The organism is Nocardia jiangxiensis NBRC 101359 (genome assembly GCF_000308615.1).
Taxonomy (GTDB): Bacteria; Actinomycetota; Actinomycetes; order Mycobacteriales; family Mycobacteriaceae; genus Nocardia; species Nocardia jiangxiensis.
Genome location: NZ_BAGB01000013.1, coordinates 86,872 through 99,247, shown reverse-complemented (window position 1 = coordinate 99,247; position 12,376 = coordinate 86,872). Strand labels below are relative to the sequence as shown.

The following is a 12,376-nucleotide window of genomic DNA, read 5'->3' as shown; positions in this document are numbered from 1 at the left end:
CCCGCAACCTCACTTCCGGAACACCCTGCAGTGCTCCCCAATGGCACACCGACGCGAACGCACATCTGTCCCAGCATGGCGTCCAGCGGTCGGGGCTCACTTCGAATTTCAATCAGACATACGTGTTCAAAGGAGTTATCCGTCGCTCGGGCCGATCTTGTTACATCGACCCGACCACGCTCGCCGGCCACGGCACGGCCCTCCGTCGAACCTCACTGATGAACACCGAACCAATCTACCGTCCGCATCCCGTGTAGGACCAAAAAGGTTCATAGCCACAAAACATCAGATCAGCTCATGGTGTTCGCCCCCACGTAGATTCCCATCGGGAGATGGTAACGCTCACGATTTCGCGCCGCCCGCGCTCGACCCCTGGCGAATGTGACGCGGCCGATGGTTGGGACAACTCACAACCGCACCTGCCCGCCCCCGGACTCCGACGCGGCCGAGGCGACCGGCGCGGACGGTCGACTCCGGTCCCGGGCGGGATCGTACAGATGCGACTGCGCGCACTCCGCGGGGACGCCCACCGCACCGCCGACCAGAATCACCGCGGCCTGCCGCAATCCGGCCTCGGCGACCCGATCCGCGATATCGGCCAGGGTGCCGCGCAGCACCAGTTGCTCGGGCTGACTCGCGCGATAGATCACGGCGACCGGACAGTCCGAGCCGTATTCGGCGGTGAGTTCCGCGGCGATCGGCCCGATTCGGGTGATCGCCAGATGCAGCACCAGCGTCGCGCGGGTGCGCCCGAACCCGGCCAGCGCCTCGGATTCGGGCATGGCGGTGGAGCGCGCCTGCGTCCGGGTGAGCACCACCGATTGCACCAGCTCCGGAACGGTCAGCTCGGCCCCCAGCACCGCGGCCGCCGCAGCGTACGCGGGCACCCCCGGCGTCACATCCCACGCGATACCGAGCGCGTCCAGCCGCCGGGTCTGCTCGGTGAGCGCGGAATACAACGACGGATCCCCCGAGCACAGCCGCGCCACATCCAGTCCCGCCGCATCGGCCCGAGCACAGTGCTCGATGATCCGATCCAGATCCAGCCCCTGCGTATCCACCAACTCGGCCCCCGGCGAACACTGCGCCAGCACCTCCGGATCCAGATACGTCCCCGCATACAGACAGACCGGCGACTCCCGGATCAACCGCGCCGCACGAAGCGTCAGCAGATCAGCGGCCCCGGGGCCCGCCCCGATGAAGTGCACGGTCATGCGGGCGAGTGTAGGCGGCCTCAACACCGCGTCGACCGGCTACCACCCCGCACAGCCCTGCCGGACGAGCGACGTCACAACTGCGTCACCGCCGCCGCGTCAACGCGGCATTTCCGACGAGATCACTCTGAAACAGACCACCCTGAACGCGCCCATTTCACAAACTGCCAGAAGCTCGAAATACCTTTCTGCACAACATATTTCGGTACTTTTCAAAGTTCGCCATCCATCGAATTCCCCGCTACCGTTGCCGCCCATGGGGACCATTCCGTCGAATCCGCACGACGCCTTCTTCCGGCACGTCTTCACCCGCCCTGCCGACGCCGCGTCCGAGCTACGCGCCGTCCTGCCGGAAAAGATTGTCGCAGCGGTGAATTGGAACACCCTGACAGTCTGCAAGGACAGTTTCGTCTCCCCCGAACTGCGCGATCGCCGCAGCGATGTCCTCTTCCAGGCCCGCATAGACGGCCACGATGGCTACATCCACGTCCTGGTCGAGCACCAGAGCCGAGTCGACGACTTCATGGCCTTGCGGATGCTCGAGTACACGATCAACATCTGGAACCACCACCTCCAGACCCACCAGGAGGCCAAGCGCCTCCCGGTCGTGATCCCGCTGGTCATCTACGCATCCCGCACGAACACCCGCTGGAATGCAGCACTGGATATCGCGGACCTCCTGGACACTGGCCCCGTCCCGGACGCTTTCGCCGATTGCCTCCCCCATTTCCGCTACCAGGTCGACGACCTCACCACCACCGACCCGCCAACTCTCCTACGGCGACCACTCACCCCCATGATCGGCATAATGTTCGTCCTGCAGAAGGAGGCCCCCGGCAGCACCACCCTCGACGAGGTCCTCTCACTCATCCTCACCCCCCTCACCGCAATGTTCGAGGGCCCACACGGCATCAACGACCTCAACGCCGTCCTGAAGTACATAATCAAAATGGCCGACACCCCCTTTACCCGCATGAAACCCATCATCGACCGACTCGGACCAGCAGCCCAGGAGGCCACCATGACAACCGGCGACATGCTCCGCGCAGAAGGACGCGCAGCCACACTGCTCGATCAACTCACCACCAAATTCGGTGGCACCTCCGAATCGGTCCGCCGCACCGTCCGCGAAGCCACCCTCCCAGACCTCGAAACCTGGAGCCGACGCATCCTCACCGCCGACACCATCGACGCGGTCTTCAGCTGAGCATGACAACCGAAGATGCGCTCCGCGCGGCAGGACAGACAGAGGCCCTGCTCGTGTTCCTCCTCACCATCAAGTTCGGCGACCTCGACCAATCGGTCTTCCGCATCATCCGCGAAGCCACCATCCCAGACCTCGAAAACTGGTGCCGACGCACCCTCACTGCCGTGACTATCGACGGCGTCTTCGCCTGACCAGGTAAGGCTCGAGGGGTGCGGAAGTTGTCAGAATTTCGCTGACTTCGGTTGTGCGACAACCAGAGTCGAGCGTATCGCAGGGAAAATCGGTCGTAGTCGACTTGTCGACGAAGCGGCTACCGCGGGGGACCACTCAGGCCGATCAGGAGGGCGACGGCGCAGACCAGGACGACCACGGTCGCGGTCAGCGTGACTTCGATGCGGGAACGGCCCAGTTCGCCGTGGTGCAGCGCGCGACTGCGCTGAAAGCTCATGGTGGCGAGGACGATCAGCATGAGGGCGGCGACCAGTGGGGCCGCGGCCGAGTGGCGCCATCCGCTGACCACGGCGTGGTTGACGAACAGTGCGGCGGTGGCCATCGATGCGACAGCGGTGCGGCGCCATGACAGCGCCGTCCGTTCCCGGGCCATGCCGGTGTCGGGGGTCATCGGCCGATCGACCGCATCATTCGAACAGCACCGCGAGAGCTGCCAGCACCGACACCACCGCGATACCCACCGCCAGCAGCGCGACCATGACGGTGCCGGTGAGCGGTTCGCCGCGACGCATCGTGTCCTCCACATTGCGCCAGTGCCGGTAAGCGCCGATGGCCACGATCACCGCAAGCACGATGCAGCTGACCGCGATGACCCGCCGCAATCCGGAATGATGGAACGGCTGCACGAGGGTGTGCACCGCCACGCCGCCGGCCAGCAGGCCCAGCGAGGTGCGGATCCAGGCCAGGAAGGTGCGCTCGTTGGCGAGGGTGAACCGATAGTCGAGCTGGTCGCCGGGACCGGAGGACATCACCCTGCTCCCCCACACGACGCACCGGGCCGCGAACAGCCCGGGAATACGCCCGCCACGGTCGTCGCCGAGCGAGGCCGGTCCGTCGAGTTCACCATCACCGCCTGATCTCGGGTCGCGGAAACTTCTGTGGCCCTGGGAGGGTCGCGGATGCGCGGCTATCCGGTCATATCGAAACCGCCGAGCACCTTGGCCGGGCGGATGCGCACCACCAGTTCACCGGGTACGCCGTTGCGCGCGCCGAACTCCTCGGCACGCTCGGCACCCATATAACGAGCGGCGATGGCGGTCGCGGTGCGCAGCAATTCGGCCGGATCCTCGGACACCTCGGCCACCCCCTGCACCTGCACGTACCCGAAGGGCGGTTCCTCGAGGTCGACACACAGCGCAAGGCGCGGATCGCGGGCGATCGCCCGGCCCTTGGCGGTGTCCTTACCGGTGTTGAAGACCAGTTCCGCACCCTCGACGATGAACCACACCGGATTGATCACCGGTCGGCCGTCGGCGGTGACGAATGCGAGTTTTCCGGTGCGTGTGCCGTGAGAGAGGAATTCACGCACCTGCGGGTCAGCGAGTGTGAGGGCCATCTGCACAGCGTAAGGGTGCACGGTGACATTCCGCGGCAACCGGGCGCTGCCGCCCGGATCGCTCAGATCGCGCCGCGCTCGCGGGCGCGCGCCACCGCGGAGGTGCGGGACTTCACCCCGAGCTTGGCGTAGATGTGCACCAGATGGGATTTCACGGTGGTCTCGCTCAGGAACAGGCCGCGGCCGATCTCCCGGTTGGAATGCCCCTCGGCGACCAGTCGCAACACCTCGATCTCCCTGGGGCTCAACGTCGTATCCGGTTTTCGGACGCGGGTCATCAGCCGCGAGGCCACCGACGGCGACAGCACGCTCTCCCCCGACGCGGCCGCGCGCACCGCGGCCAGCAGATCACCGGGCGGGGTGTCCTTGAGGATGTAACCGCAGGCCCCGGCCTCGATGGCGCCGAGGATGTCGGCATCGGTGTCGTAGTTGGTGACCACCAGTACATTCGGCGGATCGGGCAGCGCGCGCAGCGCCGCCGTGGCGTCCACACCGGATTTCCCGGGGCCGAACCGCAGATCCATCAGCACCAGATCGACAGGCATTGCGGCACAGGCAGATACAGCCTCCTCGGCGGTCGCCGCCTCGCCGGCCACTTCGACGTCCCGCGCCGCGTCGAGCAGAGCACGCAGTCCGGCCCGAACGATCGCGTGATCGTCGGCGAGCAGCAGCCGGATCTTCTCTCCGCCAGTGGAATTCATCATGCCACCGAGGAGGGGAACGAGACGGTGACAGCGGTGTGCCCGGATTCGGATTCCACATCCATACTGCCGCCCTGCTGTTCGACGCGACTGCGCATCGCGTTCAGGCCGAACGTCCCCTGCGCGAAAACCTCGGGGGCGATGCCGATTCCGTCGTCGACCACGTCCAGGTGCACCCCGTCCTCGCCGTAGGTGAGGGTGATTCGCATCCGTTGCGCGTGCGCATGACGCACCACATTGGATACCGCCCCCTGCGCGACGCGCACCAGCGCCGCCTCGACGGGCATCGGCAACCGCTCCGGCTCCCCCTCCACCAGAACGTGCGCGTCGAGCCCGGGTGCACTGGCCCGCTGAGCGATTCGCTCGAGCGCACCGGCCAGCGACTGCCCCTCCAGAGCCGCCGGGGTGAGATCGCCGATCAACTGCCGGGTCTCGGCGAGATTATCCGCGGCGGTCTCGCGCGCCAGCTGAATCTTCTGCAACGCAGGATGATCCGGCGCGACCCCTTCCGCCGCGTGCAGCAGCATCTGAATACTGGACAGGCCCTGCGCCACCGTGTCGTGGATCTCCTGAGCCAGCCGCTGCCGTTCGGCCAGTTTTCCGGCGGTGCGCTCACGTTCGGCGAGCGTGGCGCGGGTGGCCAGCAATTCGTCGATGAGCTGCTGCCGATCCGCGGCCTCCCGATACAACGCCCGATAACCGAACCCGATCGCGAGCGCGACGGCCGCACCCAGCACCGGCCCGATCACCCCGCCCGCCGTCCAGCCCTCGTGCAACGCGAAGCCGACGACCGAGACCGCCGTCGCGGCCAGCACCGCGATCAGCCCCCAGAACCGCGGCAGCAGATGCAGATACAGGAAGAACAATCCGAAGACGAGATAGATGGCCTCGGGCGCCAACGCCACCAGACCCAGCCACAACACCGTCAGCGCACCGAGCCAGACCCGCGCCGCGACGGGCCGTGACCGCAGCATCGCACCGCCGAAATAGGTGAGCAGGAACAGCACCGCCAGCACCACCACCGCGATCCGGTGCTGCCCACCCGGCACCAGCGCACGCACCATCACGTAGGCCGTCAACGCCACCATCAGCACATGCAGGGCAGCCTGCAGTGCGGCGAAGACGGGAGTCAGCGGAGAGCGGTGCACCCTGTCAGCTTATGCGGGGTTACATCGACGGCATCCATCGAAAGATGGAATCGGACACCCATCCTCGGCTGGTCGCAGGTTCGTTCGCTCGCCCGATGAACCGAGCCCCGAATCCGGGCACGGTGGGAACATGTTCGTCGCACTGAGAGATCTGCGGGCCGCGCGCGGCCGATTCGCGCTCATCACACTGGTCGTGGTCATGGTCGCCCTGCTGGTCAGCTTCCTGAGTGGACTCACCTCCGGACTCGCCCACCAGAACATCTCCGCCCTGCGGAAGATGTCCGGCGACACCGTCGTCTTCGCGAACTCCGGGACCACCCCCTCCTTCGACTCCTCCGCGCTGACTCCGGATCAGGTGCGGACCTGGCAGCGGGCCGCGCACGCCGACCCGGTCGGCATCAGCCACGCCCAGGCCACCCGGGACGGCGGTCCGCCCGCGCAGGTGGCGCTGTTCGGCACCACGGGCCCCGCATTCGGCAACCGATCGGCAACCGCACCGGGATCGGTCGTGCTGAGCGCGCCCGCCGCAAGAGATCTGTCCGCCACGGCCGGTGACCGCATCACACTCGGGAATACCACGTTCACCGTGACCGCGATCGGCGACGACGACTGGTACGCGCACTCCCCGGTCGTCTGGATGACGCTCGCGGACTGGCAGTCCGCCACTCCCCGCGGCGGTGCCGCCACGATCCTCGTCACCTCGCAGGTATCCGATGCGGGCAGGGTGAACGCCGCCGCGCACACCAGCACGACCAGCGCCTCCGGCGCACTCCAGGCGATCGGCTCCTACCGGGCGGAGAACGGCTCGCTCACTCTGATGACGATCCTGTTGTACGCGATATCCGCGCTGGTCATCGGGGCCTTCTTCACGGTGTGGACGATTCAGCGCACCCCCGATATCGCGACATTGAAAGCCTTGGGCGCGACCACCGGTTCGCTCATCGCCGATGCACTCGGCCAGGCACTGATCGTGCTGTTGACCGGCGTCGGCATCGGTCTGGCGATCACCGCGCTCGCCGGGGCGGCGCTGGGCACGACGGTGCCGTTCATCCTCAGCGCCGCAACGACTCTTGCACCAGGCGCGGCACTGATCGGCCTGGGTCTGCTCGGCGCGGGGGTCGCCCTGCGCTTCCTGGCCACCGCCGACCCGCTCACCGCGCTCAACCAGACACGCTGAACCACAGGAGCTCTCGATGACCACACTGACCGTCGACAACCTCACCCTCACCTATCCCGATGGCGGCGAACGCATCACCGCCCTGGATTCGGTGAATCTGCGGGTGGACGGCGGCCGGATCGCCGCCATCACCGGCCCCTCCGGCTCGGGTAAATCCAGCCTGCTGGCGGTCACATCCACCCTGCTGTGCCCGGACTCCGGTCGCGTACTCCTCGAAACCGACGGCAGCACGGTCGATCTGGCCGCCCTGAACCGCCGCGAGGCGGCAACCCTGCGACGCGAACGGATCGGCATCGTCTTCCAGCAACCGAACCTCATCCCCGCTCTGACCGCCGCCGAACAGCTCGAGGTGATGGCCCACCTGGGCGGCCGACGCACCGCCACACACCGTCGACGCCGCGAAATACATTCCCGAGCGAGAGATCTCCTCGACGCCGTAGGGCTGTCGGGACACGAACACAAACGCCCGTCCCAGCTCTCCGGCGGCCAACGGCAACGCATCGATATCGCCCGCGCCCTGATGAACGACCCGGCCCTGCTCGTCATCGACGAACCCACCAGCGCTCTGGACACCGAACGCGGCATCGCCGTCATGGACCTCATCCTGCGGATCGTCCGCGACCACGCCGCCCCCACCCTCCTGGTCACGCACGACCGCGCCCACCTCCAGCGGATGGACGCCGTATACCGGATGGTCGATGGAAAACTCACCGCCGACACCACAGAACTCGTTGCCTGACAAATCATTACAGCGCGCCATCGCGCTGAACGCGTCGCCGCGGCCTCTGCTCTATTCGGTGGCCTTCGGCATCCGGACCGCCCTGTACCAGTCCAACAGGTCGGGGTCATCGACGGCGGTGCGTTCCACGACGCGGGCGGCTTCCGCACCCTGGAAGAGTTTCTTGATCGGCACCTCGAGTTTCTTGCCGGTGCGGGTGTGCGGAATGCCGGGGGCGAGAATGATCTCGTCCGGGACGTGGCGCGGAGAGACCTCGGTGCGGATCACCGATCCGATCCGTTCGCGGAGTTCGTCGGTGAGTTCGGCACCGGGGGCCAGAACCACGAACAGCGGCATCCAGTAGCCGCCGCCGGGTTGTTCGACGCCGATCACCAGGGTTTCGGCGATCTCCGGCAGCGATTCCACGGCCTGGTAGATATCGGCCGAGCCCATCCGGATGCCGTGCCGGTTCAGCGTCGAATCCGACCGGCCGTGCACCACGACGCTGCGGTGATCGGTGACGGTGATCCAGTCGCCGTGCCGCCAGACGCCGGGGAACATCTCGAAATACGCTGCGCGATATCGTGATCCGTCCGGATCGCGCCAGAACCGGATCGGCATCGACGGCATCGGCGCGGTGATCACCAGCTCGCCGACCTCGCCGCGCACGGGTTTTCCGGATTCGTCCCAGGCGTCCACCGCCGCGCCCAGGAACGGCACCGACAGCTCACCCGGCCACACCGGAACGTTCGGCGCACCACCGATGAACGCCGAGACCACATCGGTACCGCCGCTGATCGAGGACACCTGCACATGCTCACCGACGTTCTCCCCCAGCCACAACGAGGAGGGTTCGGGTAGCGAGGCCCCGGTGATCCCGACCGTGCGCAGCGCCGTCAGATCATGGTCCCGCGCGGGCCGCACGCCCGCCTTGATGCAGGCCAGCACGTAACCGGGACTCGTGCCCAGCACGGTGGTACGCGTACGAGCGGCAATGTCCCACAGCGCATCCGGCGCCGGATAGGCCGGGCTGCCGTCGTAGCAGACGATCGTCGCGCCCACCAGCAGTCCGGCGACCTGGAAGTTCCACATCATCCAGGACGGGCTGGTGTACCAGAAGAACACATCGTCCGGACCGATATCCGATTGCAGCGCAGTCGCTTTCAGATGTTCGACGAGCACGCCGCCGTGGCCGTGCACGATCCCCTTGGGCAGACCGGTGGTCCCCGAGGAGAACAGGATCCACAGCGGATGATCGAATTCCACCGACTCCGTGGCGATTTCGATATCGCCGGGCGCGCTGACCCGTGCCCAATCCAGCGAATCGGGCACCTCGCCACCCAGCCGGGACACCACGACCGTCGCCCGCAACCCCGGCAGGCCCGCCCGCAGCGCGGCGATGTCCGCGCGCTTGTCGTGGACCTTTCCGCCGTACCGGTAGCCGTCGGCGGTCACGAGCACCACCGGTTCGAGCTGACCGAGCCGATCCAGCGCGGCCTTTGCCGAATAGTCCTGCCCGCAGGCGCTCCACACCGCACCGATCGATGCCGCGGCCAGGAAGGCGATCACCGCCTCGGCGATATTGGGCAGATAGCCGATCACCCGATCACCGGGCGCGACCCCTTGCGCGCGTAGTGTCCGCGCGAATGCCGCTGTCCGGCCGAGTAATTCCCCCCAGGACAGCTCGGTGAGCTCGCCGTCCTCGGTGGCCGAGACGATGGCCGGTCGATCGGCTCGCGCCTGCCGCACGACCTGATCCACGTAATTCACTCGTATCCCCGGAAACCACTGCGCCCCAGGCATATCCGCATTCGCGAGCACCTGCTCCGGCGTCGGCCCCAGATCGAAGTACTCCCACAGCGCACCCCAGAAACCCGCCGGATCGCGAACCGACCACTCCCACAACGCGTAGTAGTCCGCGAATTCGATCCCCGTGCGACCGGTCACGAATCGCGCGAAATCGGTGATCCGCGCCCTCGCGACAGCACTCTCCTCAGGCACCCACTGCGGCTGCATCACCCTCCACCTTCCTGCACAGGGGGAATCCATCGCACGCCCGCCGGCCCGCACTCCCGGCGGTCCCGCAGCACGCACCAGCTATTGTCCGCCCACCACCCCGCGCGCGGCGCAGAACACGCGCGACATGCCGAAACACCGCTCAGTGCCGCCGCAGCTCCTTCTCGGCGGTGCCGAGCACACTGCGAATCCCCCCGAGAACCATCGGCGCCATCCCCGCGGTCCACAGATCGGCGAAAAGCGGTGCGTCGACCTCGAAGTGGGCGGTCCAGCGAATCCAGGCGCCGCCCTCGGTCTCCTTGAACTCCAGGCAGCCGTCCTGGGTTCGCATCGGCGGGTAGGAGCTGAGCAGTTTGTAGCGGATCAGGCGCGGCGGGTCGTATTCGACGATCTCCTCGGTGACCCGGACCAGCGGCGTCACCAGCAGCCGCACCGCACCGACACCGTGCTCGACGAGATTGCCCGGCCGCACCGGCGTCACCCGCCGGATGATCGGCACTCGCTGGAAATTCGTGGCGTCGGTGAGCCATTCGAATACATCGGCGAGGGGTGCCCGGATGGTGCGCTCCAGCTTCACCGTGCGCATCGATCGGGACTCCGTTCATCAGGGGGGGCGGGACTCGCAGCGCAGCCTACGATGCGCTACCCCCGGCGAGCCAGGGCAGCGAGCCGAATCGATGCGGTTTCGAGACCGGCCCGCGACCGGTGCGATGACGTAACAGATTGTGACAGCAGGCTTTTCAGATCATAGCGCGATGCTTGCGCATCCGCTTGCGCACGTCGTGCATCAGCACATGGATCGGCGGTGCGCGATGAATCCGCCGCTGTGGCTATGACTGGTGCGCCAGCGCGTCATCCGGCCGATATCGGACTGATCCTGATACCGGTGACCGGATCGGGCTATCCGGGCCGGGAAGTGTTGCGGTTCAATCCCTTTGCGCGCACCTTCCAGGTGACCGCCGATATGGCGAACTCCGGCGTGCTGCGTAGGCCGGTTGCCGTTGATCATCCGACACCACCGAATCATCGGCCACGGCATCGACCACCAGCCTCGGTACGCAGGGCAAACCCGAACCCGGACAGCTGTCGATCTCGATGCGCCCGGAGAAGGACGGCGGTCGCCGGCTGGTCGACGAGGTCCACTCTCCGCTGGCGACGACACCCGGTTCCAGCGGTACCACGGTTGTGAAACGACGACCGCCGGTAGCACGGGAAGGCGGCATACCGCCTGCTAGCTACCATGGCGATCATGAACATTCCGGGAATGCCACGGCGGTGAACCAACCGCGACGGCTACCCGCCAGCCGCGTGCGCACACCGAAATCCGGCGCGCGCACGCCGTCACCGAAAGACAGGCCAGCACTGTGAGCCGAGGTCAGCGCGATACCGCGCACTCAGCAGAGGTATCGACGACCGGAAAGCCGGACCGGGTGATCCGCCGCCGCCCCAAGAACCGCCGGGCGCAGATCGCGGCGACCTCGGCGGCCGCCTTCGGCTCCCTCGGCTATCACGGCGTGAGCATGGAGGACATCGCCTCCCGCCTCGGCATCTCCTCCGCGGCCCTGTACCGGCACTATCCGAGCAAATACGCGCTGTTCCGCGAGGAACTGCTGCGGCTGGGATCGGGCACCGTCACGACGGTCACCCTGCCCGACGAGTCGGTGGACTGGACCCCGGAACAGCGCCTGGCCCACGTGATCGACGCGATGATCGCCGACACCATCGCCAATCGCCCGACGGTCGCGCTGACCCGCTGGGAGCGGCGCTATCTGGACGACACCGACCGGGAAACCCTCGACGAGCAGTTCCGCACCTCGATCGCGGTGGTGCGCCGGTTGATCGACGATCTGCGCCCGGAGCTGAGCAGCCGGGACAGCCTGGTCCGCGCGGTGACGTTGTTCAGCGTGATCAGCAGTGTCGGCGACCATCACGCCGCCCTTCCGGTGAAACCGCTGACAGCCGTGCTGAATTCGGCCGCGTGGGCGGTCGTCCGCGCGGATCTGCCCGAGCCCCAGGCCGATCCGCGCACACCGCGTGCGGTGGAGATCCCGCAATCGTTCAAACACGAACTCCTGCTGAAGAAGGCGGTGGAGCTGTTCCACGAGCGCGGCTATCCGAACGTGAGCGTCGAGGACATCGCGACGGCCGCGGAACTGTCGGCGGCCTCGGCGGTGTACCGCTACTACCGCAGTAAGAGCGATCTACTGGCCGCCGCGTTCCGGCGGGCCGCCGATCGGATGGCGGGTGCGATCGGACCGGCCACCACGTCGTCGAGCACTCCGGCCGAGGCGCTGTCGAAACTGATCGACCTCTACGTCGTGGGCTGTTTCGCCGAGCGGGAACTGACCTTCGTGTACTACGCGGAGTTCGGCCACGTCCCGGCCGAGGAGCGCACGATGCTGCGCAACGTCCAGCGGCTGGTCGTGGCCGAATGGGTGAAACTGCTGGTTCAGGTGCGTCCGGAACTGTCCCAGGCTCAGGCCCGCATTCTGGTCCAGGCCGCGTTCAGCCTCGTGGTCGACCTGGGTCGCGTCTTCGGCGAGGGCGATCGGATCTGCCCTCAGGACCGCGTCATCAGCCTGCTCGAGGTGACACTCTTCGGCGAGGCACAGTAGATCGCGACACCCC

At 67.0% G+C, this 12,376-nt stretch carries 13 protein-coding genes; 5 read left to right on the top strand and 8 right to left on the bottom strand.

The features are described from left to right. Positions 1-407: 407 nt before the first annotated feature. Positions 408-1,214 carry a precorrin-4 C(11)-methyltransferase gene (gene cobM, locus ON40_RS05100; RefSeq protein ID WP_051192702.1) on the bottom strand — a complete coding sequence of 269 codons (807 nt, stop codon included), beginning with the start codon at positions 1,212-1,214 and terminating at the stop codon, positions 408-410. A gap of 256 nt (positions 1,215-1,470) precedes the next feature. On the opposite strand from cobM, the gene ON40_RS05095 reads away from it, so the two are divergent. Together ON40_RS05095 and ON40_RS05090 are read left to right on the top strand one after the other, a co-directional pair. Beyond that, entirely contained in the window at positions 1,471-2,421 is a 951-nt protein-coding gene (locus ON40_RS05095) for an Rpn family recombination-promoting nuclease/putative transposase (RefSeq protein WP_040818992.1), read from the top strand. Between the two features lie 2 nt (positions 2,422-2,423). Next, positions 2,424-2,612 carry a hypothetical protein gene (locus ON40_RS05090; protein ID WP_040818991.1) on the top strand — a complete coding sequence of 63 codons (189 nt, stop codon included), beginning with the start codon at positions 2,424-2,426 and terminating at the stop codon, positions 2,610-2,612. Positions 2,613-2,731: 119 nt separating this feature from the next. Here the strand turns inward: ON40_RS05090 and ON40_RS47905 are convergent, their stop codons facing one another. The 5 genes from ON40_RS47905 to ON40_RS05065 all read right to left on the bottom strand — a co-directional run bounded on the left by ON40_RS47905 (position 2,732) and on the right by ON40_RS05065 (position 5,837). Continuing rightward, entirely contained in the window at positions 2,732-3,043 is a 312-nt protein-coding gene (locus ON40_RS47905) for a DUF202 domain-containing protein (protein ID WP_051192701.1), read from the bottom strand. A 16-nt stretch (positions 3,044-3,059) separates the two neighbouring features. After that, positions 3,060-3,401: a YidH family protein gene (locus ON40_RS05080; RefSeq protein WP_040818988.1), complete on the bottom strand. Its 342-nt coding sequence runs from the start codon at positions 3,399-3,401 to the stop codon at positions 3,060-3,062. Positions 3,402-3,559: 158 nt separating this feature from the next. Next, positions 3,560-3,988, bottom strand: a complete 429-nt coding sequence (locus ON40_RS05075; RefSeq protein ID WP_040819450.1) for a PPOX class F420-dependent oxidoreductase — start codon at positions 3,986-3,988, stop codon at positions 3,560-3,562. A gap of 62 nt (positions 3,989-4,050) precedes the next feature. Continuing rightward, positions 4,051-4,689, bottom strand: a complete 639-nt coding sequence (locus ON40_RS05070; protein WP_040818987.1) for a response regulator — start codon at positions 4,687-4,689, stop codon at positions 4,051-4,053. Then, positions 4,689-5,837, bottom strand: a complete 1,149-nt coding sequence (locus tag ON40_RS05065; RefSeq protein ID WP_040818986.1) for a sensor histidine kinase — start codon at positions 5,835-5,837, stop codon at positions 4,689-4,691. The genes ON40_RS05070 and ON40_RS05065 overlap by 1 nt, the downstream gene beginning before the upstream one ends. A 130-nt stretch (positions 5,838-5,967) precedes the next feature. Between ON40_RS05065 and ON40_RS05060 the strand changes: the two genes are divergently transcribed. Continuing rightward, positions 5,968-7,014 carry an ABC transporter permease gene (locus tag ON40_RS05060; RefSeq protein ID WP_040818985.1) on the top strand — a complete coding sequence of 349 codons (1,047 nt, stop codon included), beginning with the start codon at positions 5,968-5,970 and terminating at the stop codon, positions 7,012-7,014. Positions 7,015-7,030: 16 nt separating this feature from the next. Further along, positions 7,031-7,753: an ABC transporter ATP-binding protein gene (locus tag ON40_RS05055; protein ID WP_040818983.1), complete on the top strand. Its 723-nt coding sequence runs from the start codon at positions 7,031-7,033 to the stop codon at positions 7,751-7,753. A gap of 51 nt (positions 7,754-7,804) precedes the next feature. Here ON40_RS05055 and ON40_RS05050 read toward each other — a convergent pair whose 3' ends face one another. Next, positions 7,805-9,748, bottom strand: a complete 1,944-nt coding sequence (locus ON40_RS05050; RefSeq protein WP_040818981.1) for an acetoacetate--CoA ligase — start codon at positions 9,746-9,748, stop codon at positions 7,805-7,807. A 142-nt stretch (positions 9,749-9,890) separates the two neighbouring features. After that, positions 9,891-10,334 carry an SRPBCC family protein gene (locus ON40_RS05045; RefSeq protein ID WP_040818978.1) on the bottom strand — a complete coding sequence of 148 codons (444 nt, stop codon included), beginning with the start codon at positions 10,332-10,334 and terminating at the stop codon, positions 9,891-9,893. A gap of 778 nt (positions 10,335-11,112) precedes the next feature. Here ON40_RS05045 and ON40_RS05035 point away from each other — a divergent pair. Continuing rightward, positions 11,113-12,363 (top strand): TetR/AcrR family transcriptional regulator, encoded by a 1,251-nt coding sequence (locus ON40_RS05035; protein ID WP_040818976.1) that lies wholly within the window; start codon positions 11,113-11,115, stop codon positions 12,361-12,363. Positions 12,364-12,376 lie beyond the last annotated feature (13 nt).